32 protein-coding genes are annotated in these 20,566 nt (G+C 66.1%); 1 reads left to right on the top strand and 31 read right to left on the bottom strand.

Translation table 11 applies throughout. The annotated features are described in order from the left end of the window. Positions 1-90: 90 nt before the first annotated feature. The 31 genes from map to P3102_RS03145 form a co-directional block, all read right to left on the bottom strand. Positions 91-867 (bottom strand): type I methionyl aminopeptidase, encoded by a 777-nt coding sequence (gene map / locus P3102_RS03295; protein ID WP_276366409.1) that lies wholly within the window; start codon positions 865-867, stop codon positions 91-93. 44 nt (positions 868-911) lie between these two features. After that, positions 912-1,466 carry an adenylate kinase gene (locus P3102_RS03290; protein WP_276366407.1) on the bottom strand — a complete coding sequence of 185 codons (555 nt, stop codon included), beginning with the start codon at positions 1,464-1,466 and terminating at the stop codon, positions 912-914. Continuing rightward, positions 1,463-2,770, bottom strand: a complete 1,308-nt coding sequence (gene secY, locus P3102_RS03285) for a preprotein translocase subunit SecY (RefSeq protein WP_034304262.1) — start codon at positions 2,768-2,770, stop codon at positions 1,463-1,465. The genes P3102_RS03290 and secY overlap by 4 nt, the downstream gene beginning before the upstream one ends. A 322-nt stretch (positions 2,771-3,092) precedes the next feature. Further along, entirely contained in the window at positions 3,093-3,725 is a 633-nt protein-coding gene (locus P3102_RS03280) for a LysE family translocator (protein WP_276366404.1), read from the bottom strand. Positions 3,726-3,776: 51 nt separating this feature from the next. Continuing rightward, on the bottom strand, positions 3,777-4,463 hold the full coding sequence (locus P3102_RS03275) for a hypothetical protein (protein ID WP_276366402.1): 687 nt from the start codon (positions 4,461-4,463) through the stop codon (positions 3,777-3,779). 400 nt (positions 4,464-4,863) lie between these two features. Beyond that, the gene (gene rplO, locus P3102_RS03270; RefSeq protein ID WP_037314680.1) at positions 4,864-5,310 is read right to left on the bottom strand and encodes a 50S ribosomal protein L15; all 447 of its coding nucleotides are present in this window, start codon (positions 5,308-5,310) and stop codon (positions 4,864-4,866) included. Continuing rightward, positions 5,307-5,492, bottom strand: coding sequence for a 50S ribosomal protein L30 (rpmD, locus tag P3102_RS03265; RefSeq protein WP_076163011.1), 186 nt, complete (start codon positions 5,490-5,492; stop codon positions 5,307-5,309). The genes rplO and rpmD overlap by 4 nt, the downstream gene beginning before the upstream one ends. Position 5,493: 1 nt before the next feature. Further along, the gene (gene rpsE, locus P3102_RS03260) at positions 5,494-6,138 is read right to left on the bottom strand and encodes a 30S ribosomal protein S5 (RefSeq protein WP_005166795.1); all 645 of its coding nucleotides are present in this window, start codon (positions 6,136-6,138) and stop codon (positions 5,494-5,496) included. A gap of 34 nt (positions 6,139-6,172) precedes the next feature. Next, positions 6,173-6,571 (bottom strand): 50S ribosomal protein L18, encoded by a 399-nt coding sequence (gene rplR / locus P3102_RS03255; RefSeq protein ID WP_007031045.1) that lies wholly within the window; start codon positions 6,569-6,571, stop codon positions 6,173-6,175. 2 nt (positions 6,572-6,573) lie between these two features. Continuing rightward, on the bottom strand, positions 6,574-7,113 hold the full coding sequence (gene rplF, locus P3102_RS03250) for a 50S ribosomal protein L6 (protein ID WP_037314677.1): 540 nt from the start codon (positions 7,111-7,113) through the stop codon (positions 6,574-6,576). 16 nt (positions 7,114-7,129) lie between these two features. Beyond that, positions 7,130-7,528: a 30S ribosomal protein S8 gene (gene rpsH, locus P3102_RS03245; RefSeq protein ID WP_005166791.1), complete on the bottom strand. Its 399-nt coding sequence runs from the start codon at positions 7,526-7,528 to the stop codon at positions 7,130-7,132. 80 nt (positions 7,529-7,608) lie between these two features. Then, positions 7,609-7,794, bottom strand: coding sequence for a type Z 30S ribosomal protein S14 (locus P3102_RS03240; protein ID WP_005166789.1), 186 nt, complete (start codon positions 7,792-7,794; stop codon positions 7,609-7,611). A 4-nt stretch (positions 7,795-7,798) separates the two neighbouring features. Continuing rightward, the gene (gene rplE, locus P3102_RS03235; RefSeq protein WP_276366397.1) at positions 7,799-8,362 is read right to left on the bottom strand and encodes a 50S ribosomal protein L5; all 564 of its coding nucleotides are present in this window, start codon (positions 8,360-8,362) and stop codon (positions 7,799-7,801) included. Positions 8,363-8,364: 2 nt separating this feature from the next. Next, positions 8,365-8,679 (bottom strand): 50S ribosomal protein L24, encoded by a 315-nt coding sequence (gene rplX / locus P3102_RS03230; protein WP_276366395.1) that lies wholly within the window; start codon positions 8,677-8,679, stop codon positions 8,365-8,367. A gap of 3 nt (positions 8,680-8,682) precedes the next feature. Beyond that, the gene (gene rplN, locus P3102_RS03225) at positions 8,683-9,051 is read right to left on the bottom strand and encodes a 50S ribosomal protein L14 (RefSeq protein ID WP_005166785.1); all 369 of its coding nucleotides are present in this window, start codon (positions 9,049-9,051) and stop codon (positions 8,683-8,685) included. 93 nt (positions 9,052-9,144) lie between these two features. Continuing rightward, positions 9,145-9,426 (bottom strand): 30S ribosomal protein S17, encoded by a 282-nt coding sequence (rpsQ, locus tag P3102_RS03220; protein WP_007031041.1) that lies wholly within the window; start codon positions 9,424-9,426, stop codon positions 9,145-9,147. Next, complete coding sequence (gene rpmC / locus P3102_RS03215; protein ID WP_007031040.1) at positions 9,423-9,671, bottom strand: 50S ribosomal protein L29; 249 nt, start codon at positions 9,669-9,671, stop codon at positions 9,423-9,425. The genes rpsQ and rpmC overlap by 4 nt, the downstream gene beginning before the upstream one ends. Next, positions 9,671-10,090, bottom strand: coding sequence for a 50S ribosomal protein L16 (gene rplP / locus P3102_RS03210; protein ID WP_061979956.1), 420 nt, complete (start codon positions 10,088-10,090; stop codon positions 9,671-9,673). Before rplP ends, rpmC begins: the two co-directional genes overlap by 1 nt. A gap of 3 nt (positions 10,091-10,093) precedes the next feature. Next, a complete protein-coding gene (rpsC, locus tag P3102_RS03205; protein ID WP_276366391.1) occupies positions 10,094-10,951 on the bottom strand; it encodes a 30S ribosomal protein S3 in 858 nt (285 codons plus the stop codon). After that, positions 10,951-11,367, bottom strand: a complete 417-nt coding sequence (gene rplV, locus P3102_RS03200) for a 50S ribosomal protein L22 (RefSeq protein WP_007031038.1) — start codon at positions 11,365-11,367, stop codon at positions 10,951-10,953. The genes rpsC and rplV overlap by 1 nt, the downstream gene beginning before the upstream one ends. Before the next feature lie 29 nt (positions 11,368-11,396). Then, complete coding sequence (rpsS, locus tag P3102_RS03195) at positions 11,397-11,678, bottom strand: 30S ribosomal protein S19 (protein WP_003102083.1); 282 nt, start codon at positions 11,676-11,678, stop codon at positions 11,397-11,399. An 18-nt stretch (positions 11,679-11,696) separates the two neighbouring features. Then, complete coding sequence (rplB, locus tag P3102_RS03190; protein ID WP_076163002.1) at positions 11,697-12,530, bottom strand: 50S ribosomal protein L2; 834 nt, start codon at positions 12,528-12,530, stop codon at positions 11,697-11,699. Positions 12,531-12,546: 16 nt separating this feature from the next. Then, on the bottom strand, positions 12,547-12,858 hold the full coding sequence (gene rplW / locus P3102_RS03185; RefSeq protein WP_005166778.1) for a 50S ribosomal protein L23: 312 nt from the start codon (positions 12,856-12,858) through the stop codon (positions 12,547-12,549). Further along, a complete protein-coding gene (gene rplD, locus P3102_RS03180) occupies positions 12,855-13,580 on the bottom strand; it encodes a 50S ribosomal protein L4 (protein ID WP_276366388.1) in 726 nt (241 codons plus the stop codon). Before rplD ends, rplW begins: the two co-directional genes overlap by 4 nt. 2 nt (positions 13,581-13,582) lie before the next feature. After that, positions 13,583-14,233: a 50S ribosomal protein L3 gene (gene rplC, locus P3102_RS03175; protein ID WP_276366386.1), complete on the bottom strand. Its 651-nt coding sequence runs from the start codon at positions 14,231-14,233 to the stop codon at positions 13,583-13,585. Between the two features lie 31 nt (positions 14,234-14,264). Further along, positions 14,265-14,570 (bottom strand): 30S ribosomal protein S10, encoded by a 306-nt coding sequence (gene rpsJ / locus P3102_RS03170; protein WP_003102098.1) that lies wholly within the window; start codon positions 14,568-14,570, stop codon positions 14,265-14,267. Positions 14,571-14,981: 411 nt separating this feature from the next. Beyond that, positions 14,982-16,175 carry an elongation factor Tu gene (gene tuf / locus P3102_RS03165; protein WP_276366384.1) on the bottom strand — a complete coding sequence of 398 codons (1,194 nt, stop codon included), beginning with the start codon at positions 16,173-16,175 and terminating at the stop codon, positions 14,982-14,984. Between the two features lie 127 nt (positions 16,176-16,302). After that, positions 16,303-18,402 (bottom strand): elongation factor G, encoded by a 2,100-nt coding sequence (fusA, locus tag P3102_RS03160; RefSeq protein ID WP_276366383.1) that lies wholly within the window; start codon positions 18,400-18,402, stop codon positions 16,303-16,305. A gap of 75 nt (positions 18,403-18,477) precedes the next feature. After that, positions 18,478-18,948, bottom strand: coding sequence for a 30S ribosomal protein S7 (gene rpsG / locus P3102_RS03155; protein ID WP_007031033.1), 471 nt, complete (start codon positions 18,946-18,948; stop codon positions 18,478-18,480). Further along, a complete protein-coding gene (rpsL, locus tag P3102_RS03150) occupies positions 18,948-19,322 on the bottom strand; it encodes a 30S ribosomal protein S12 (RefSeq protein WP_003102113.1) in 375 nt (124 codons plus the stop codon). Before rpsL ends, rpsG begins: the two co-directional genes overlap by 1 nt. A 365-nt stretch (positions 19,323-19,687) precedes the next feature. After that, on the bottom strand, positions 19,688-19,834 hold the full coding sequence (locus P3102_RS03145) for a hypothetical protein (RefSeq protein WP_276366380.1): 147 nt from the start codon (positions 19,832-19,834) through the stop codon (positions 19,688-19,690). A 563-nt stretch (positions 19,835-20,397) separates the two neighbouring features. On the opposite strand from P3102_RS03145, the gene P3102_RS03140 reads away from it, so the two are divergent. Next, complete coding sequence (locus tag P3102_RS03140) at positions 20,398-20,553, top strand: hypothetical protein (RefSeq protein ID WP_276366379.1); 156 nt, start codon at positions 20,398-20,400, stop codon at positions 20,551-20,553. The last annotated feature ends 13 nt before the right edge of the window (positions 20,554-20,566 follow it).

The raw sequence follows: 20,566 nt of genomic DNA, 5'->3' as shown, positions 1-20,566 counted from the left end.
CTCCGCCGATCGCGTTTAGGGGGCTAAACGCAGGTCTGGGCACACTTGCGTTTAGCGGGCTAAACGCGATCCGGAGCGGAGAAGCAGAGGTCAGGCGTCTTCGGGGGCGGTCAGCACCCAGGGGCCGTCGTCGGTGATCGCGACGGTGTGCTCCCAGTGCGCGGCCCGCGAGCCGTCTGCGGTCACGACGGTCCACCCGTCGTCGAGCTCGACGGTCTCACCGCCGCCACCGGTCAGCATGGGCTCGATCGCGAGCGCCATGCCGGTCTTGAGCCGTGGGCCCTTGCCCGGTTTGCCCAGGTTCGGCAGGAACGGGTCCATGTGCATCTGGCGCCCGATGCCGTGACCGCCGTACTCGACGATCATCCCGTACTCGATGCCGTCTTCCTGGCTCGCCTTCTCGGCCGCGGTCTGCACCGCGTGCGAGATGTCCGTGAGCCTGCCCCCGGACGACACCGCGGCGATTCCCGCCCACATCGCCGCCTCGGTGGCGGCCGAAAGCGCCAGATCCGCCTTCGACACCTCACCGATCGCGAGAGTGACCGCGGAGTCGCCGTGCCAGCCGTCGAGGATGGCGCCGCAATCCACCGAAATGATGTCGCCATCGTTCAGGACCCGCGTCTTCGACGGGATGCCGTGGACGATCTGCTCGTTCACCGAAGCGCAGATCGACGCCGGAAAGCCGTGGTACCCCTTGAACGAGGGCACCGCGCCGGCGTCGCGGATCGTCTGCTCGGCGAGTTCGTCGAGATCAGCCGTGGTCGCCCCCGGCTTGGCGATCTCGCGCACCGCCGTGAGGGTGCGCCAAACAACCAGTCCGGCGGCCCGCATCGCCTGGAGCTCGCCAGGAGTCTTGATTTCGATCATGCGCCCACGGCGAAGCCGTTGCAGTACACGCAGTCCTCCGAGATTCACGTGCGGTCGCGCAGCGCTTCCAGCACGCGGGCGGAGATCTCGTCGACCGTGCCGACGCCGTCGACGGTGACCAGGATGTCCGCGTAGTACTCGAGCAGCGGAGCCGTCTCGGACACGTAGATCTGCTGACGACGACGAATGACCTCTTCGGTGTCGTCCGAGCGACCGCGGGACAGCAGCCGCTCGACGACGACGTCTTCCGAGACCTGGAGCTGGATGACCGCGTTCAGCGTGGCGTCGACCTCGCCGATGATCTCGCTGAGAACGTCGGCCTGCTTCGTGTTCCGGGGGAACCCGTCCAGCAGGAAGCCGACCTTGGCGTCGGGTTCGGCAAGGCGCTCGCGCACCATCTCGTTCGTGACCGAATCGGGCACGAGTTCACCGGAATCCAGGTAGCGCTTGGCTTCCTGGCCCAGCGGCGTCTGCTCACCCACGTGGGCGCGGAACAGATCGCCGGTCGAGATGTGCGGGATCCGGAGCTTCTCCGACAGTGCTACCGCCTGAGTACCTTTGCCCGCGCCAGGAGGGCCGACGAGAACCAGGCGCGTCACTTCAAGAACCCTTCGTAGTTACGTTGCATCAGCTGGCTTTCGATCTGCTTCACGGTGTCGAGACCGACACCGACCATGATCAGCACAGCCGTGCCACCGAACGGGAAGTTCTGGTTGTTCCCGCTGCCGGTGACGGACAGGAAGAAGTTCGGAAGGATCGCGATGATGCCCAGGTACAGCGAGCCCGGCAGGGTGATGCGGCCGAGGACGTAGCTGAGGTACTCCGCGGTGGGACGGCCCGGGCGGATACCCGGGATGAAGCCACCGAACTTCTTCATTTCTTCCGCACGCTCGTCCACGTTGAACGTGATCGTGATGTAGAAGTACGTGAAGAAGATGATCAACGCGAAGTACAGCAGGACGTGCGCCCAGCTGGACTGGTTGACGATGTAGTTCTGGATGAAGACCTGCCAGCCCGCGTTGCTGTTGGCGTCACCGACGAGGCGGCTGATCAGGTCGGGAAGATAGAGCAGCGACGAGGCGAAGATGACCGGGATGACACCGGCCTGGTTCACCTTGATCGGCAGGTAGGTCGACGTTCCGCCGTACATGCGGCGGCCGATCATGCGCTTGGCGTACTGCACCGGGATCCGGCGCTGGCCCTGCTCGACGAAGATGACGCTGGCGATGATCACCAGGCCGAACACGCAGATCAAGGTGAAGACCACCGGGCCGGCGCTGCTGAGGATGTTGCCACCCTCGATCGGGATTCGGGCCGCGATGTTCAGGAAGATGAGGACGGACATGCCGTTGCCGACGCCGCGCTCGGTGATCAGCTCACCCAGCCACATCATGACGGCGGTACCGGCGGTCATCGTGATGACGATGATGGCCAGCGTGTAGACGCTGTTGTCCGGGATGATCGCGGTGTCGCACTGCGGGAAGAGCTGCTTGCGGTCGGCGAGCGCCACCACACCGGTGGCCTGCAGGATCGCGAGGGCGATCGTCAGGTACCGGGTGTACTGGGTCAGCTTGCCCTGGCCGGCCTGGCCTTCCTTCTTCAGTTCCTCGAACCGCGGGATGACCACGGTGAGGAGCTGGACGATGATGCTCGCCGTGATGTACGGCATGATGCCGGTCGAGAACAGCGACAGCTGCAGCAGCGCACCGCCGCTGAACAGGTTCAGCAGCTGATAGACGCCCTCCTGCGACCCGGTCTCCGTACATTGCTGCACGGCGGAATACGAGATACCCGGGGCCGGAATGGTGGCACCGATTCGGTAGACCGCGACGATGGCTAGCGTGAACAGGATCTTCTTACGTAGATCCGGCGTCGCTAGAGCCGAGCGGAAGGCGCTGAGCACGCGGGGAACCTCCTCGGCGTCGTCGGCTGTCTTACCGACGATCGGCTTGGCCGGCCTGGGGCCGGCGGGAACACACAGCTTTCTGGCACAAGCCAGGAACGCTTCGGGGCACACTCGTCCCGAAGCGTGCCGCCGACTCTAACAGCTTCACAGGGCGTGTCCGCAGCGCGTGTGGCTTTTCCGAACGAAGGTTGGTCCGCGAGGCTGATCGACTTGCGCTTCTCGCTCCGGAACCTTGACAGATCACCTTGGCGTCACTCACTTTCCCAGCCCCATCGGAGCGCACTTAGCCCGCTGAACGCACCGTGATCAGTGACGGGGTTCAGGAGCTCGAAGCGGCGAGGGCGCCCGCCATCCCGAGGAGCACGACGCCGGTGCCGCGGTCGACGTTGCGACTCGCGCGGCGGGACAGCCGGAACGACTTCACGAGGGCGCCCGCCCCGATGTAGGTCGCGCCCGCGACGAGTTCGGCGAGCAGGTAGACCGCGCCGAGAATCGCGATCTGGGTGGAGAAAGAGCCGTGAGCTGCGTCGATGAACTGGGGTACGAACGCGGTGAAGATGAGGATCGCCTTCGGGTTCGTGATCGCGACGACGAATTCCTTCCTCGCGATCCGGAGCGCCGGTACGGATTCAGCACCCTGTGGCGCCTGGACCGGCGCGGTTCGCCCGGCCCGGAACGTCGACCACAGCAGGCGCCCGCCGATCCAGACCAGGTAGGCGACGCCCGCCCATTTGATCACCGTGAGTGCAAGTTCCGAGGCCGCGAGGAGCTGCCCGAGCCCTGCCGCGACCGCCGTGATCAACACCGTGAATGCGGCCAATCGGCCTAACAGGCCGGCGAGCCCCTTCCACACCCCCTGTGTCATGCCGTGATGCATACCGAGCAGATTGTTCGCCCCTGGCGTAAAAGCCACGAGCACCGCCGCTCCGAAAAAAAACGCTACCCAAGTCATCGGCCACCTCCTCCCCCCACCGTATCGGTGGCGGCGAGCGCGTTTAGGGGGCTAATCGCGATCCTTCGTGTCCGAATCCGGCGGAGGTGCGAAGGCCGAATAGTCCGGTGTCTCCGGCCGTGGCTCCGGCGGAAGCACCATGATGGAGAGGCCGTCCTTCGGTGTGGGCATTTCCGCGAGAGCCGAGTCGCCGTCGACCGGAACGCCGTCCCCCTGGACACGGTGACGCATGACCGCCGCACCCACTGCCGCGGTGACCGCGGCGAAGAGCGCCCACATTCCCGCTTCCAGCGTCAAGGTCACCTTGACGTCCTCTCCCAGCTCACGTCCACTCCCCAGCGTGGCGACAGTGATGACGACTCCGGCGAGGAAGACCGCAGCGATGGTGGTGAGCCACCTGTCCGAAGCACCTGGACGTCGAAGCCCTGCCACTCGCGCACCGACGACCGCGGCCGCCAGGAGGATCGCCGCGGCGACCAGGAGCGGGATACCTATCGGCGCTGTCGACATGGTGAACGTGGGTTGGCCGACTTGATTCGCCGTGGTGTCCCACGCGCCCTGCACGAACACGAGCATGACCCGCTCGCTGGAACCGACGCTGAGCCGGTGCTCAGTAGTGAAGAGCGGGAAGAAGCAGGCCACGAGGGTCAGCATCATGGCCAGAGCGGCCAATCCCGCCGCGACGAGCCTGCGAGGCTCGAACCGGTCAGACCGCGACGGCTCGCCTACGGGATCCATGGGGCCCGAAACCGATACGACCATCGGCGGGACTTCCGGCTGCTGATCCTGTCCAGGAGGTATGGCCACCTCACGACCTTCCCAGCTCAGGGACCCTTGCGCCATGCTCTTGCCCCGGCTGGCCGACTCGCGTTCAGCGGGCTAAGCGCGATCCGGTCGTCAAGCACCTGGGCGACCGGCGGAGCGCGTTTAGCCCGCTGAACGCGCTCCGCCGCTGAGGCCCGCGCCCGGGTACCGGAGCGCGGTTAGCCCGCTAAACGCAGGTCGGCGCGGACGCGGGGGCCGAAAGCCGGATCGCGTTTAGGGGGCTAAACGCGCTCCGACCGCGAGGGGGGAGCGCAAGCGAAAGGCCCGCCGGGCGGAGCCGGGCGGGCCTTTCGGTGAAGCGGGCGAAGAAAGCTCAGAGCGTGGTGGCGGAGCCACCGGCGGCGGAGAGCTTCTCCTTGGCGGAGCCGGAGAAAGCGTCGGCGGTGACGTCCAGCTTGACGCCGTTCAGGTCACCGTTGCCGAGCACCTTCACGAGCTTGTTCTTGCGAACAAGACCCTTCGCGACGAGCTCCTCGTTGCCGACCTTGCCACCCTCCGGGAAAACGCGGGCGATGTCGCCCAGGTTCACCGGCTGGTACTCGGTGCGGAAGCGGTTCTTGAAGCCGCGAAGCTTCGGGAGCCGCATGTGGATGGGCATCTGCCCACCCTCGAAACCGGCGGGCACGTTCTTCCGGGCCTTGGTGCCCTTGGTACCGCGACCGGCGGTCTTGCCCTTCGAGCCCTCACCACGGCCGACGCGGATCTTGTCGCGCTTCGCGCCAGGAGCCGGACGAAGGTGGTGGATCTTGATGGCAGTCATGCCTTGACCTCCTCGACCTCCACCAGGTGGCGGACCGTGTGGATGAGGCCGCGAACCTGGGGGGTGTCTTCACGCACCACAGACTGCCGGATCTTGCGCAGCCCGAGGGTACGCAGCGATTCACGGTGGTTGTGCTTGGTGCCGATCTTGCTCTTGACCTGAGTCACCTTGAGCTGAGTCATGTCAGACCCCCTGACCAGCGCGCTGGCGCAGCATCCGAGCCGGGGCGACGTCCTCGAGCGGGAGACCGCGGCGGGCCGCGACCTCTTCGGGACGCTGCAGACCCTTCAGGGCCGCCACGGTCGCGTGCACGATGTTGATCGCGTTGTCGGAGCCGAGCGACTTCGACAGCACGTCGTGGACACCCGCGCACTCCAGCACCGCGCGGACGGGACCACCGGCGATGACACCGGTACCGGCGGAAGCCGGACGCAGCAGCACGACACCGGCGGCTTCCTCACCCTGGATCGGGTGGGGAATGGTGCCGCCGACGCGAGGAACGCGGAAGAAGTTCTTCTTCGCTTCCTCGACGCCCTTGGCGATGGCCGCGGGAACTTCCTTGGCCTTGCCGTAGCCGACGCCGACCTGACCGTCGCCGTCACCGACGACCACCAGGGCGGTGAAGCTGAAGCGACGACCACCCTTGACGACCTTGGCGACGCGGTTGATCGTCACGACCTTCTCGAGGTGCGGGGTCTTTTCCTGGCCGGCCCCGCCACGGCCGCTGTCGCGCCGGTCACGGCGGTCGCGACGGTCATTGCGGTCGTTGCCGCCCTGCCCGCCGGGTCCGCCCTGGCCACCGCCGAATTGCCGTGTACGTCCCGGCATCAGGCTTTCCTTCCATTCACGAGCATCTGCTGCATCAGAACTCCAACCCCGCCTCACGCGCGGCGTCGGCGAGTGCCGCGATGCGGCCGTGGTAGGCGTTGCCACCACGGTCGAACACCACGGTCGAGACACCGGCGTTCTTGGCGCGGGCGGCGACGAGTTCCCCGACCTTGGCGGCCTTGGCCTTCTTGTCGCCTTCCAGCGCGCGGACGTCCGCCTCGAGGGTGGACGCCGACGCCAGGGTCTTGCCGGCGAGGTCGTCGATCAGCTGCACGGCGATGTGCCGCGACGAACGCTTGACGACCAGGCGCGGACGCTGGTCCGTGCCGTTGATCTTCTTGCGAAGGCGGAAGTGCCGACGGGCCTTCGCGACGCGGCGGCGGGTCGAGATGTCCTTGCCGACCGGCTTGCGCTTCGTAGTCGTGTCGCTCATGATCACTTACCCGTCTTTCCGACCTTGCGGCGGATCTTCTCACCCTCGTAGCGCAGGCCCTTGCCCTTGTACGGGTCCGGGCGGCGCAGCTTGCGGATGACCGCGGCGATCTGGCCGACCTTCTGCTTGTCGATGCCCGAGACCGAGAACCGGGTGGGGGTCTCGACCTTGAAGGTGATGCCTTCCGGGGCCTCGATCTTCACCGGGTGGCTGTAGCCGAGGGCGAACTCGAGGTCCGAGCCCTTGGCCTGCACGCGGTAACCGACACCGTGGATCTCGAGCTTCTTCTCGTAGCCCTCGGTCACACCGACGACGAGGTTGTTGACCAACGTCCGGGTGAGACCGTGCAGGGCACGGCTGGTGCGCTCCTCGTCGGGCCGCTTCACCTGCAGCGTGCCGTCCTCGGCGCGCTCCACGGTGATCGGCTCGGCGATGGTGTGCTCAAGGGTGCCCTTGGGCCCCTTGACCTGAATGTGCTGACCATCGATGGTCACCTCGACCCCGGAGGGGACGGCGACCGGCAGCTTTCCGATGCGTGACATGTCTGTGCCCCCTTCCTTACCAGACGTAGGCGAGGACTTCGCCGCCCACGCTGTTGCGCTTGGCCTGACGGTCGGTCTGGAGGCCGGACGACGTCGAGATGATCGCGACGCCGAGGCCACCGAGAACCGACGGCAGTTCGGTCGATTTTGCGTAGACCCGCAGGCCGGGCTTGGACACGCGGCGAAGGCCGGCGATGCTGCGCTCACGGTTGGGGCCGTACTTCAGCTCCACGATGAGGTTCTTGTGCTTCTCGCCCGGCTCGTCGCGGTAGCCCGAGATGTAGCCCTCGCGCTTGAGGATCTCGGCGATGTTCGCCTTGATCTTCGAGTGGGGAAGCACGACCTCGTCGTGGTAAGCCGAGTTCGCGTTACGCAGACGGGTCAAGAAGTCTGCGATGGGGTCGGTCATCGTCATGGTGACCTGTCAACCTTTCTCGCCCTGGTTCCCTGCGATACGTGCGGGGCCTGTGGCGAAGTGGGAGTTAAAAAAGACTCTTACCAGCTGGACTTGCGGACGCCGGGCAGCTCGCCCGCGTGTGCCATCTCGCGAAGGCAGATCCGGCAGAGCCCGAACTTGCGGAACACCGAGTGCGGGCGACCGCATCGCTGGCAGCGCGTGTAACCGCGAACCTTGAACTTCGGCGTCTTCGCGGCCTTGTGGACCAGTGCTTTCTTGGCCATCGACTCAGTTCTCCTTGAACGGGAAGCCGAGCTTGCGAAGCAGCGCGCGGCCCTCGTCGTCGGTGTTGGCGGTGGTGACGACAGTGACGTCCATACCGCGCGGGCGGTCGATGGCGTCCGGGTCGATCTCGTGGAACATGGACTGCTCGTTGAGACCGAACGTGTAGTTGCCGTTGCCGTCGAACTGCTTCGGCGAAAGCCCGCGGAAGTCACGGATACGCGGAAGCGCGATGGTCAGCAGCCGGTCGAGGAACTCCCACATCCGGTCGCCGCGCAGCGTGACGCGCGCACCGATCGGCTGGCCCTCACGCAGCTTGAACTGCGCGATGGACTTGCGAGCCTTGCGAACCTCGGGCTTCTGCCCGGTGATCGCGGTCAGGTCGCGGATGGCGCCTTCGATCAGCTTGCTGTCACGGGCGGCGTCACCGACACCCATGTTCACGACGACCTTGACGACGCCCGGGATCTGGTGGACGTTCTCGAAGGAGAACTCCTCCTGGAGCTGTCCCTTGATCTCCTCGCGGTACCGCACCTTGAGGCGCGGGGCGATCTTCTCTGCGGTGGTCATGATCAGATGTCCTTACCGTTCCGGCGCGCGACCCGGACCTTCTTGCCGTCCTCGCCGACGCGGTAGCCGATGCGAGTCGGCTTGCCGTCGGAGTCGACGACCATCACGTTCGAGACGTGGATGGGCGCCTCCTGGGTGACGATGCCACCGGACTGCGCGCCGCGCTGGGTCTGCGAGATCCGGGTGTGCTTCTTGATCCGGTTCACGCCTTCGACCAGCACGCGCTCGCGCTCGGGGTAGGCCTGGATGACCTTGCCCTTGGCACCCTTGTCCTTGCCGGCGATGACGACGACCGTGTCGCCCTTCTTCACCTTCATGCTCTACAACACCTCCGGCGCGAGCGAAATGATCTTCATGAACTTTCGGTCGCGCAGCTCGCGGCCGACCGGCCCGAAGATGCGGGTGCCGCGGGGCTCATTGTCGTTCTTGATGAGCACAGCAGCGTTCTCGTCGAAGCGGATGTAAGAACCGTCCGGACGACGGCGCTCCTTGCGCGTGCGAACGATGACGGCCTTGACGACGTCACCCTTCTTCACGCCGGCAGCCGGCATGGCGTCCTTCACGGTGGCGACGATGATGTCGCCGATGCCCGCGTAGCGCCGCCCCGAGCCGCCGAGAACGCGGATGCAAAGGATTTCCTTCGCGCCCGTGTTGTCGGCAACCCGAAGCCGCGACTCCTGCTGGATCACGTCTACTCCTGTATGTCGCGCTGGTTCTCGCGCTCATCTTTCGATGTTCAGCCGCGAGCCTTGCGGAACTGAGGGACTCAAAAAGAGCCCTACTTACTTGGCCTTCTCCACGATCTGCACCAGACGCCAGCGCTTGGTCGCCGACAGCGGGCGGGTCTCCATCAGGGTGACCCGGTCGCCCACGCCCGCCTCGTTGTTCTCGTCGTGCACCTTGACCTTGCTGGTGCTGCGGAGAACCTTGGCGTAACGACGGTGCTTCTTGCGGTCCTCGAGCTCGACCACGATCGTCTTGTTCATCTTGTCCGAGACGACGTAACCCTCACGGACCTTGCGGTCGTTGCGGGGGGCCGCCTCAGCGTTGGGCTGCTCGCTCATGCGGCACCTTCACTCTCGGCGTCAGGGGAAACGGACAGGCCGAGTTCACGCTCGCGCATGACCGTGTAGATCCGCGCGATGTCCGTGCGGACGGTGCGCAGACGGCGGTTGTTGTCGAGCTGTCCGGTCGCCATCTGGAAGCGGAGGTTGAAGAGCTCCTCCTTGTATTCCTTCAGACGCAGAACGAGCTCTTCCGCGGTGAGCTCACGCAGCTCCGATGCCTGGGCGGCACCTGCCTTCGCCATCAGAACTCACCACCTTCACGGGTCACGATGCGGCACTTCATGGGCAGCTTGTGGATCGCGCGACGGAGCGCCTCACGGGCGGTCTCCTCGTTCGGGAACGAGATCTCGAACATCACGCGGCCCGGCTTCACGTTGGCGATCCACCACTCGGGCGAACCCTTACCGGAACCCATGCGGGTTTCCGCCGGCTTCTTGGTCAGCGGGCGGTCCGGGTAGATGGTCGTCCACACCTTGCCACCACGCTTGATGTGACGCGTCATGGCGATACGAGCGGACTCGATCTGCCGGTTGGTCACGTAGCTGTGCTCAAGCGCCTGGATGCCGTACTCGCCGAAGCTCACGTTCGTACCGCCCTTGGCGGCACCGTGGCGCTTCGGGGAGTGCTGCTTCCGGTGCTTGACCCTGCGCGGGATGAGCACGTGTCAGCCCTCCGTCTTTTCTGCAGTCTCAGCAGCCGGGGCCTCGGTGGCCGTGTCGCCCTTGGGAGCGTCGCCGCTCTTCGCGGCGGCGGCCGCCCGGCCGGCTTCGGTCGAGGTCGGCGTCGTGCCCGACGCACCGGAACGGCGCGGGCGGGCGGGACGGTCACCACGGTCGCGGCGCGGGGCACGCTCGGCGGCCGCGGCGGCGTCACGCGCCTCCCTGGCCTTGAGGCCGCCCACGAGCTCGCCCTTGTAGATCCACACCTTCACGCCGATGCGACCGAACGTCGTCTTGGCCTCGAAGAAGCCGTAGTCGATGTCGGCGCGCAGCGTGTGCAGCGGGACGCGGCCATCGCGGTAGTGCTCGGAGCGGGACATCTCGGCACCGCCGAGACGACCGCCGCACTGCACGCGGATGCCCTTGACCTGCGGCGAACGCATGGAGGTCTGGATCGCCTTGCGCATCGCGCGGCGGAACGCCACCCGGTTGCTCAGCTGCTCCGCGACACCCTGAGCGACGAGCTGGGCGTCGGCCTCGGGGTTCTTGACCTCGAGGATGTTCAGCTGGACCTGCTTGGCGGTCAGCTTCTCCAGCGCGCCGCGGATGCGGTCGGCCTCCGCGCCGCGACGGCCGATGACGATGCCCGGCCGGGCGGTGTGGATGTCGACGCGGACCCGGTCACGGGTGCGCTCGATCTCGACCTTGGAGATCCCGGCGCGCTCCATGCCCGTGGACAGCAGCTTCCGGATCTTGACGTCCTCGGCCACGTACTCCGCGTACTGCTTGTCGGCGTACCAACGCGACTTCCAGTCCGTGGTGATACCCAGGCGGAAGCCGTGCGGGTTGATCTTCTGGCCCACTACCGGCCACCTGCCTTCTTCTTGCCCTGTGCCTTCTTGGCTTCGGCCTTCGGACGCGACTCCACCTCGACGGTGATGTGGCTGGTCCGCTTGCGGATCCGGTACGCGCGGCCCTGGGCCCGCGGACGGATGCGCTTGAGGGTCGGGCCCTCGTCGGCGTAGGCGTTCTTGACCCAGAGGGTGTCGGGGTCGAGATCGAGGTTGTTCTCGGCGTTGGCCATGGCGCTGGCGAGCACCTTCGCGACCGGCTCGCTTGCCGCCTGCGGGGCGAACTGGAGCACGGCCAAGGCGTCGGCGGCGCTACGTCCCTTGATCAGCTCGATCACCCGGCGCACCTTGGTAGGCGAGTCCCGGACGAAGCGAGCCCGCGCGTAAGCCGTCGGCAAAGCCTCGGCCACGTCGTTCTGGGCGTTCATCGCTAGCTTCCTTGTTCTCTCGTGCCCGCTCAGCGGCGGCGCGACTTGCGGTCGTCCTTGATGTGGCCCTTGAAGGTCCTGGTCGGGGCGAACTCGCCCAACTTGTGACCCACCATCGCCTCGGTGACGAACACCGGGACGTGCTTGCGGCCGTCGTGCACCGCGATCGTGTGACCCAGGAAATCCGGGATGATCGTGGAACGACGCGACCACGTCTTGATCACGGTCTTCTTGCCCGACTCGTTGAGCGCGTCCACCTTCTTGAGCAGGTGGTCGTCCACGAAGGGGCCCTTCTTAAGGCTGCGTGGCATGTTCTTCTACCTCCCTGCTCAGCGCTTCTTGCCGGTACGCCGGCGGCGGACGATCATGGCGTCGGAGGCCTTGCGGCGGCGGGTGCGGCCTTCGGGCTTTCCGTTCGGGTTCACCGGGTGGCGACCACCGGAGGTCTTACCCTCACCACCACCGTGCGGGTGGTCGACCGGGTTCATGACGACACCACGGACGGTGGGGCGCTTGCCGCGCCAGCGGTTACGACCCGCCTTGCCCCAGTTGATGTTGGAGTGGTCGGAGTTGCCGACCTCGCCGATGGTGGCGCGGTTGCGCACGTCGACGTTGCGGATCTCGCCCGACGGGAGACGAAGCTGGGCGTACGGCCCGTCCTTCGCCACCAGCTGCACCTTGGCACCGGCGGACCGCGCCATCTTCGCGCCGCCACCGGGGCGGAGCTCGATCGCATGGATCACGGTGCCGACCGGGATGTTGCGCAGCGGCAGGTTGTTACCCGGCTTGATGTCGGCGCGGGGGCCGTTCTCGACCGTGTCACCCTGCTTGAGCTTCTCCGGGGCGATGATGTAGCGCTTCTCGCCGTCGGCGTAGTGCAGGAGCGCGATACGAGCGGACCGGTTGGGGTCGTACTCGATGTGCGCCACCTTGGCGGGAACGCCGTCCTTGTCGTTCCGGCGGAAGTCGATCAGCCGGTACGCACGCTTGTGGCCACCACCCTTGTGCCGGGTGGTGATCTTGCCGCTGGAGTTACGGCCGCCGGACTTGCTCAGCGGACGCAGCAGCGACTTCTCCGGCGTGGACCGAGTGATCTCGGCGAAGTCGGAGACGCTGGAACCGCGACGACCCGGGGTCGTCGGCTTGTACTTGCGGATGCCCATGTGTCAGCTCAGTCCTTTACGCGGTGGGTCCGCCGAAGATCTCGATCGGCTTGCTCTCAGCCGAAAGAGTCACGATGGCGCGCTTGGTGTCCTTGCGCTTGCCGAAGCCGGCGCGAGTCCGCTTACGCTTGCCCTGGCGGTTGGCCGTGTTGACGCTGACCACCTTGACGCCGAACACCTTCTCGACCGCGATCTTGATCTGGGTCTTGTTGGCGTCCGGGCGGACGATGAACGTGTACTTGTGGTCCTCGAGCAGCCCGTAGGACTTCTCGGAGATCACCGGCGCGAGCAAGATGTCGCGGGGATCGGGGATGGCGATCGCACTCACTGCTCGTCACTCCCTTCTGTTCCCGCTCCAGTCGAGTTGTCGAGGTCGGCCCCCGACAGTTCGCTCGATTTGGCCGAAGCCTTCGCGCCCTTGCCCCGGACGGGACCGGCGACGAACACGTCGTAAGCGGCCTTGGTGAACACCACGTCGTCGTTGACCAACACGTCGTAGGTGTTGAGCTGGTCGGGCGTGATGAGGTGGACCTCGGCCAGGTTCCGCAGCGAGTTCCAGCTCAGCTCGTCGTCGCGGTGCAGCACCACGAGAACGCGCTTGGCCTGGGTCACCGCGGCGATGACGGCCTTGGCGGACTTGGTGGACGGCTTCTCGCCGGCCACCAGTTCGGTGACGACGTGCAGCTGTCCGGCGCGGGCCCGGTCCGAGAGGGCGCCACGCAGGGCGGCGGCCTTCATCTTCTTCGGGGTGCGCTGGGTGTAGTCACGCGGCGTGGGGCCGTGGACGACGCCACCACCGGTGAACTGCGGCGCACGGGTCGAACCCTGGCGGGCGCGGCCGGTGCCCTTCTGGCGGTACGGCTTCTTGCCACCACCGCGGACTTCACCGCGGGTCTTGGTGTCATGCGTGCCCTGGCGCGCGGCGGCCAGCTGGCCCACCACGACCTGGTGCATGAGGGGCACGTTGGCCTGCACGTCGAAGATCTCCGAGGGGAGCTCGACCGTGCCGTCGGCTTTACCGGCCGGGGTCTTCAGCTCGACGCTGGTCATGTTCAGTTACCACCCTTCGCGGCGCTGCGAACGAACAGCAGGCCGCCCTTGGGACCGGGCACGGCGCCCTTGATCAGCAGCAGGCCGTCCTCGGCACGCACCGCGTGCACGGTCAGGTTCTGCGTGGTGACCCGGTCGTTGCCCATCCGGCCCGCCATGCGCAGGCCCTTGAAGACGCGGCCCGGGGTGGCGCAGCCACCGATCGAGCCGGGCTTGCGGTGCACGGCCTGGGCACCGTGGCTCGCGCCCTGGCCCTTGAAGCCGTGACGCTTCATGACACCGGCGTAGCCCTTGCCCTTGCTGGTACCGGTCACGTCGACCTCGATACCGGCCTCGAACACCTCAGCGGTGATCTCCTGGCCGACTTCGTAGGTGTCCGCATCGGTGGTACGCAGCTCGGCAAGGAAACGGCGCGGGGTCACGCTCGCCTTGTCGAAGTGGCCGGTGCGCGGCTTGTTGACCCGGCGCGGGTCGACCGCGCCGAAAGCCAGCTGCACGGCCTTGTAGCCGTCGGTTTCCTGGGTCCGAACCTGGGTGACCACGTTCGGACCGGCCTGCACGACGGTCACCGGGACGACCCGGTTGTTCTCGTCGAAGACCTGGGTCATACCGAGCTTGGTGCCCAGAATGCCCTTCATTTGCCTGTCAGACATGAGTCTCTTACTCTCCGCCGCTCGCCAGCCGCTACTGGATGTTGACGTCGACGCTCGCCGGCAGGTCGATGCGCATGAGCGCGTCGACCGTCTTCGGCGTCGGGTCGAGGATGTCGATCAGACGCTTGTGCGTGCGCATCTCGAAGTGCTCGCGCGAATCCTTGTACTTGTGCGGCGAGCGGATGACGCAGTAAACGTTCTTCTCGGTGGGCAGCGGCACCGGCCCGACAACACGGGCGCCGGTGCGCGTGACCGTCTCGACGATCTTGCGCGCCGAGGTGTCAATCGCCTCGTGGTCGTAGGCCTTGAGCCGGATGCGGATCTTCTGTCCCGCCATGGTGGCTGCTCGTTCCTTGTCGTCTCGTGCCGCTTTTGTCTTTTCAAACCTCAGCCTGACTGAGGTTTTCCCAGTTCAACGGCCCTGTCCCCGGTCCACGCGGTCGGGCGTGTCGAGCCCGACGCACAGACGGATCCCGCGGGATCTTCGTCTTGCCTGGTCTTCCTCAACGTGAGGAGGCATCGAGCCGGCGGAAATGCTTGGATCGCCGTCTCAAACGCCCTTGCCCGCTAGCCTCACCCGAAGGAAGTGCTCCGCGGACCGTGGCCGCTCATACCAGGGCGGCCGGAACCTGCTAGTCAACTGACTCGCAAGGTTCGGCCGCCCCAGGACGAGCAACCTGAATAGTGTCGCACACGTGATTTGACGCCTTGAACCCGGGGGTGTAACCACCCCCGGGTCGGCGTCAAATCACTTGACGATCTTGGTGACCTGGCCGGCGCCCACGGTCCGGCCACCCTCACGGATGGCGAAACGCAGGCCCTCGTCCATGGCGACCGGCTGGATCAGCACGACGCTGATGTCCGTGTTGTCGCCCGGCATGACCATCTCGACACCCTCCTTGAGGGTGACGACGCCGGTCACGTCCGTGGTACGGAAGTAGAACTGCGGGCGGTAGTTGTTGAAGAACGGGGTGTGACGGCCACCCTCGTCCTTCGACAGGATGTAGACCGAGCCCTCGAACTCCGTGTGCGGGGTGGTGGTGCCCGGCTTCACGACGACCTGGCCGCGCTCGACGTCCTCGCGCTTGATACCGCGGACCAGCAGACCGACGTTGTCGCCGGCCTCACCCTGGTCGAGCAGCTTGCGGAACATCTCGACACCGGTGACGGTGGTCTTGGTCGACTTCTCCTTGATGCCGACGATCTCGACCTCTTCGTTCACGTTGACGCGGCCACGCTCGATACGGCCGGTCACGACCGTGCCACGGCCGGTGATCGTGAAGACGTCTTCGATCGGCATCAGGAACGGCTTGTCGAGCTCACGCACCGGGTCCGGCACGTTCTCGTCGACGGCCGCCATGAGCTCGAGCACGCTCTCGCCCCACTTGGCGTCGCCCTCGAGGGCCTTCAGGCCGGAGACCTTGACGACCGGAGCGTCGTCACCAGGGAAGTCCTGGGAGGACAGCAGCTCGCGGACCTCGAGCTCGACGAGCTCCAGGATCTCCTCGTCGTCGACCATGTCGGCCTTGTTCAGCGCGACCACGATGTAGGGCACGCCGACCTGCTTCGCGAGCAGCACGTGCTCACGGGTCTGCGGCATCGGGCCGTCGGTCGCCGCGACCACGAGGATCGCGCCGTCCATCTGCGCCGCACCGGTGATCATGTTCTTGATGTAGTCCGCGTGGCCCGGGGCGTCCACGTGAGCGTAGTGACGCTTCTCGGTCTGGTACTCGACGTGCGAGATGTTGATCGTGATGCCGCGCTGCTTCTCTTCCGGCGCGTTGTCGATCTGGTCGAACGCCGAGGCCGTGTTCAGCTCGGGGTACTTGTCGTGCAGAACCTTGGTGATCGCCGCGGTCAGAGTGGTCTTACCGTGGTCGACGTGACCGATGGTCCCGATGTTGACGTGCGGCTTGGTCCGCTCGAATTTCGCCTTCGCCACTGGAATGTCCTCCTGGACTGTTTTGCTTACTCACCGGCCGACGTGGCTGTCGTCAGACGGAGATTCGTTTCTCGGTGGGTGGTGCGGACGTTCAGGAGTTTTCCTTATGCCCGCGAGCGAGAGGGAACTACTCCCCTGTCGCCTTCGCGATGATTTCCTTCGCGACGTTCGCGGGAACCTCAGCGTAGGAGTCGAACACCATGGAGTAGTTGGCACGTCCCTGGGTACGCGACCGCAGGTCACCGACGTAACCGAACATCTCCGACAGCGGGACCAGTGCCTTGACGACACGGGTACCGGCGCGCTCCTCCATGGCCTGGATCTGGCCACGGCGGGAGTTGAGGTCACCGATCACATCGCCCATGTAGTCCTCGGGCGTGGTGACCTCGACGGCCATCAGCGGCTCGAGGATGACCGGACCGGCCTTCTTCGCGGCTTCCTTCATCGCCATGGAGCCGGCGATCTTGAAGGCCATTTCCGAAGAGTCGACCTCGTGGTACGCGCCGTCCAACAAGGTGAACTTCAACCCGACGAGCGGGTAGCCGGCCAGCACGCCGTACTGCATGGCGTCCTGCGCGCCCGCGTCGACCGACGGGATGTACTCCCGCGGCACGCGGCCACCGGTGACCTTGTTGGAGAACTCGTAGAGGGCACCGTCGGTGGACTCGAGCGGCTCGAGCTTGACGATGACCTTCGCGAACTGACCGGAACCACCGGTCTGCTTCTTGTGCACGTAGTCGAGCTTCTCGACCGTCTTGCGCACCGTCTCGCGGTAGGCGACCTGCGGCTTACCGATGTTCGCCTCGACCTTGTAGTCGGACTTCATGCGGTTCACCAGCACCTCGAGGTGCAGCTCGCCCATACCCGCGATGATCGTCTGGCCGGTGTCCTCGTCCAGGTTGACCTGGAACGTCGGGTCCTCTTCGGCCAGCTTCTGGATCGCCAGGGACAGCTTCTCCTGGTCGGCCTTGGTCTTCGGCTCGATCGCGACGCGGATGACCGGCGCCGGGAACGTCATCGACTCGAGGACGACCGGGTTCTGCGGGTCGGCGAGGGTGTCACCGGTGGTGGTGTCCTTCAGGCCGATGACCGCGTAGATGTGGCCCGCCTGGGCCTCGTCGACCGGGTTCTCCTTGTTGGAGTGCATCTGGAAGAGCTTCCCGATGCGCTCCTTGCGCTCCTTGGTGGCGTTGATCAGCTGCGCGCCGGAGGCGACCTTGCCCGAGTACACCCGGATGTAGGTCAGCTTGCCGAAGAACGGGTGCGCGGCGATCTTGAACGCCAGAGCGGAGAACGGCTCCTCGGTCGACGGCTTGCGCGACACGACGGTCTCACCGTCGGGCAGCGTGCCCTCGACGGCGGGGACGTCCAGCGGCGACGGAAGGTAGTCGATGACCGCGTCGAGCATGGGCTGCACGCCCTTGTTCTTGAAAGCGGAACCGGTGAGCACCGGGTACGCCTCGCGGTTCACGGTGAGCTTGCGGATACCGGCCTTGAGCTCGGCTTCCGTCAGCTCCTCGCCCTCGAGGAACTTCTCCATCAGGGAGTCGTCGGTCTCGGCGATGGCCTCGACCAGCTTCTCCCGGTACTCGGCCGCCTTGTCGGCGAGCTCGGCCGGGATCTCCTCGACGGCGTAGTCCTCGCCCTTCTGGACCTCTCCGCGCCAGGTCAACGCCTTCATGCGGACCAGGTCGATGACGCCTTCGAACTCGTTCTCGGCGCCGATCGGCAGCTGGATGACCAGCGGGCGGGCGCCGAGGCGCTCTTCGATGGTGCGGACGGTGAAGTAGAAGTCCGCGCCGAGCTTGTCCATCTTGTTGACGAAGCAGATACGAGGAACCTCGTACTTGTCCGCCTGACGCCAGACCTGCTCGGACTGCGGCTCGACACCTTCCTTGCCGTCGAAGACGGCGACGGCACCATCGAGCACGCGCAGCGATCGCTCCACCTCGACGGTGAAGTCGACGTGACCCGGGGTGTCGATGATGTTGATCTGGTGATCGGCCCAGAAGGTGGTGGTGGCAGCCGAGGTGATGGTGATACCCCGCTTCTGCTCCTCCTCCATCCAGTCCATGGTGGCGGCGCCATCGTGGACTTCACCGATCTTGTAGTTGACCCCGGTGTAGAACAGGATCCGCTCGGTGGTGGTGGTCTTACCGGCGTCGATGTGGGCCATGATGCCGATGTTGCGGACCTTGTTCAGGTCGGTCAGCACTTCACGTGCCACGAGAGTGTTCCCCTGTCTCAAAAGTGGGGCCCGGCAAGGCGCGACCCGAGGGACCGGGCGGCGGTACCGGACTACTTACCAGCGGTAGTGCGCGAAGGCCTTGTTGGACTCGGCCATCTTGTGCGTGTCCTCGCGTCGCTTCACGCTGGCGCCGAGGCCGTTGCTCGCGTCGAGGAGCTCGTTCTGCAGACGCTCGATCATGGTCTTCTCGCGGCGAGCCTGCGAGAAGGAGACCAGCCAGCGAAGCGCGAGCGTGGTGGAACGTCCCGGCTTGACCTCGATCGGCACCTGGTAGGTGGCACCACCGACGCGGCGGCTCTTCACCTCGATGGTGGGCTTCACGTTGTCAAGGGCGCGCTTCAGCGTGACGACCGGGTCGGTGCCGGTCTTCTCGCGAGCGCCTTCGAGGGCGCCGTAGACGATGCGCTCGGCCAGAGACCGCTTGCCGTCCTTCAGCACCTTGTTCACCAGCTGGGTGACCAGCGGGGATGCGTAGACGGGGTCAGAGATCAGCGGCCGCTTCGGGGCCGGACCCTTGCGGGGCATTAGCTCTTCTCCTTCTTCGCGCCGTACCGGCTGCGCGCCTGCTTACGGTTCTTGACACCCTGGGTGTCGAGCGAACCGCGGATGATCTTGTAGCGGACACCCGGCAGGTCCTTCACACGACCACCGCGCACGAGCACCATCGAGTGCTCCTGCAGGTTGTGGCCTTCACCGGGAATGTAGGCGGTGACCTCGATGCCGCTGGTCAGCTTCACACGAGCGACCTTGCGAAGCGCCGAGTTCGGCTTCTTGGGGGTTGTGGTGTACACGCGAGTGCACACGCCACGCCGCTGCGGGCTCCCCTTGAGGGCCGCGGTCTTCTGCTTGGCAGCCTTGTCCTGGCGGCCCTTACGGACCAGCTGCTGGATCGTGGGCAATGGACCAGCTTTCTGTTCGCGATCTTGCTACTACGTGGTGTCTCCGGCCCCCGCGGTCGGGCGTGTCGGCCCGCGTCACGGTCTTGCGACCGGTAACTTCCCGTAGGGATTTTCCGTCGGATCCCGTGTGGGCGAAGCCGGTGGACCGGATGCCTGAGCACCCCGTCCATGCCGCACGGCACACGGGACGGCCCGACGCCTGCCGGGCACGGTCTCCAAAGATACCCGGCCTCTTCCGGACCGGCCAAATCGGGGGGTCCATAACTATATCGTGCCGGGCGGCACGCCGCGGTCACCCTGATGGAACGGCGTTTCGGACCGGTTCTCCCGCCACCGCCCCACCGGAGGCGCCGCGCGCCCGGCCTTCATTCCTCGTCGGGTTTGGCATGGTCCGCCCGGCCCGGATGCGGATCCCGCGAGAGATCGATCAGCGGATGCACGGGAGCCCCGTCCGGCGCCGCGTGACTCCCCCGCCGGGGTTCTTCGCTGCTTTCCTGCTGCTCGGCGTCCACGACGCCCTCCCCTCACTCGTACTGATTCCACCCCGCTCGGCGAACCACGCTACCTATCCCCTATCGGGTGAGCCGGATGGATCGGGAAGGGACACCATCGCGGCGAAGCGGTGAAGGGGCCACGGTGACCCCGGTCACAGTGCCGTGGCATAGCTGGCCGTCCGACGCACCACAAGCGCGCGAAGGCTCCATGTCGGCCGGGTCCGACCGACTCGTCGCGGACCCCGGCGCGTCCCTTCAGGACATCCGCTCCGCCCGGAAGTTCTTCGGCGGCAACCACAACAGCTCGCCGCCGCCATTCTGTCCACTTCGTACCCCGCGGTGGCCGACGCGGCGCGGAAACAGGCGGCGATCACCGACGCGCGGTTCGGCGGAACGTCCCCTCCGGACGCCGAGGAACAGGTTCTCGAAGCCCAAGTCGAAGCCGAGGGGAACCACAACGGACGATCCGTGGTCTCAGCTGTCGGAGGAGCCACCACGGAGCACCACCCGCCACCCTCGGAACGAAGACCACTTCAGCGAGGCAACGGTGCTTCGGCGGTCGGACCGGACCAGGCGGGCACGTGGTCAAGACGCAGACCTTGATCGACTACACGGACGAATTCGGCCACTACAAGGACGAAGCGGGGAAGTTCGGGCTCACGTACCCAGGCGGCGTCGAGCTACCACGGCTTCGAGAACGACGCGACGATCACCCTGGGAAGTACGAACCGGAATGAGCTGGGGGACGGC

It is taken from the genome of Amycolatopsis sp. QT-25, assembly GCF_029369745.1.
Taxonomy (GTDB): domain Bacteria; phylum Actinomycetota; class Actinomycetes; order Mycobacteriales; family Pseudonocardiaceae; genus Amycolatopsis.
The sequence above is the reverse complement of the archived record's forward strand: the minus strand, read 5'-3'. Positions and strand labels throughout refer to the sequence as shown.

What these genes read in the sequence shown, in the direction of transcription:
- rplX (WP_276366395.1), bottom strand. Translation starts at nt 8,679, where the DNA reads ATGAAGGTGAAGAAGGGCGACACGGTCGTCGTCATCGCCGGCAAGGAC.
- rplD (WP_276366388.1), bottom strand. Translation starts at nt 13,580, where the DNA reads ATGACCAGCGTCGAGCTGAAGACCCCGGCCGGTAAAGCCGACGGCACG.
- P3102_RS03275 (WP_276366402.1), bottom strand. Translation starts at nt 4,463, where the DNA reads ATGGATCCCGTAGGCGAGCCGTCGCGGTCTGACCGGTTCGAGCCTCGC.
- rpsE (WP_005166795.1), bottom strand. Translation starts at nt 6,138, where the DNA reads ATGCCGGGACGTACACGGCAATTCGGCGGTGGCCAGGGCGGACCCGGC.
- rpsJ (WP_003102098.1), bottom strand. Translation starts at nt 14,570, where the DNA reads ATGGCGGGACAGAAGATCCGCATCCGGCTCAAGGCCTACGACCACGAG.
- rplV (WP_007031038.1), bottom strand. Translation starts at nt 11,367, where the DNA reads ATGAACGCCCAGAACGACGTGGCCGAGGCTTTGCCGACGGCTTACGCG.
- rpmC (WP_007031040.1), bottom strand. Translation starts at nt 9,671, where the DNA reads ATGGCGAAGGCAGGTGCCGCCCAGGCATCGGAGCTGCGTGAGCTCACC.
- P3102_RS03240 (WP_005166789.1), bottom strand. Translation starts at nt 7,794, where the DNA reads ATGGCCAAGAAAGCACTGGTCCACAAGGCCGCGAAGACGCCGAAGTTC.
- rplE (WP_276366397.1), bottom strand. Translation starts at nt 8,362, where the DNA reads ATGACCACCGCAGAGAAGATCGCCCCGCGCCTCAAGGTGCGGTACCGC.
- rplF (WP_037314677.1), bottom strand. Translation starts at nt 7,113, where the DNA reads ATGTCACGCATCGGAAAGCTGCCGGTCGCCGTCCCCTCCGGGGTCGAG.
- rpmD (WP_076163011.1), bottom strand. Translation starts at nt 5,492, where the DNA reads ATGACTCAGCTCAAGGTGACTCAGGTCAAGAGCAAGATCGGCACCAAG.
- rpsH (WP_005166791.1), bottom strand. Translation starts at nt 7,528, where the DNA reads ATGACGATGACCGACCCCATCGCAGACTTCTTGACCCGTCTGCGTAAC.
- rplC (WP_276366386.1), bottom strand. Translation starts at nt 14,233, where the DNA reads ATGTCTGACAGGCAAATGAAGGGCATTCTGGGCACCAAGCTCGGTATG.
- rplO (WP_037314680.1), bottom strand. Translation starts at nt 5,310, where the DNA reads ATGACTGCCATCAAGATCCACCACCTTCGTCCGGCTCCTGGCGCGAAG.
- P3102_RS03280 (WP_276366404.1), bottom strand. Translation starts at nt 3,725, where the DNA reads ATGACTTGGGTAGCGTTTTTTTTCGGAGCGGCGGTGCTCGTGGCTTTT.
- map (WP_276366409.1), bottom strand. Translation starts at nt 867, where the DNA reads ATGATCGAAATCAAGACTCCTGGCGAGCTCCAGGCGATGCGGGCCGCC.
- rpsS (WP_003102083.1), bottom strand. Translation starts at nt 11,678, where the DNA reads ATGCCACGCAGCCTTAAGAAGGGCCCCTTCGTGGACGACCACCTGCTC.
- rpsQ (WP_007031041.1), bottom strand. Translation starts at nt 9,426, where the DNA reads ATGAGCGAGCAGCCCAACGCTGAGGCGGCCCCCCGCAACGACCGCAAG.
- rplR (WP_007031045.1), bottom strand. Translation starts at nt 6,571, where the DNA reads ATGAGCGACACGACTACGAAGCGCAAGCCGGTCGGCAAGGACATCTCG.
- rplB (WP_076163002.1), bottom strand. Translation starts at nt 12,530, where the DNA reads ATGGGCATCCGCAAGTACAAGCCGACGACCCCGGGTCGTCGCGGTTCC.
- rpsG (WP_007031033.1), bottom strand. Translation starts at nt 18,948, where the DNA reads ATGCCCCGCAAGGGTCCGGCCCCGAAGCGGCCGCTGATCTCTGACCCC.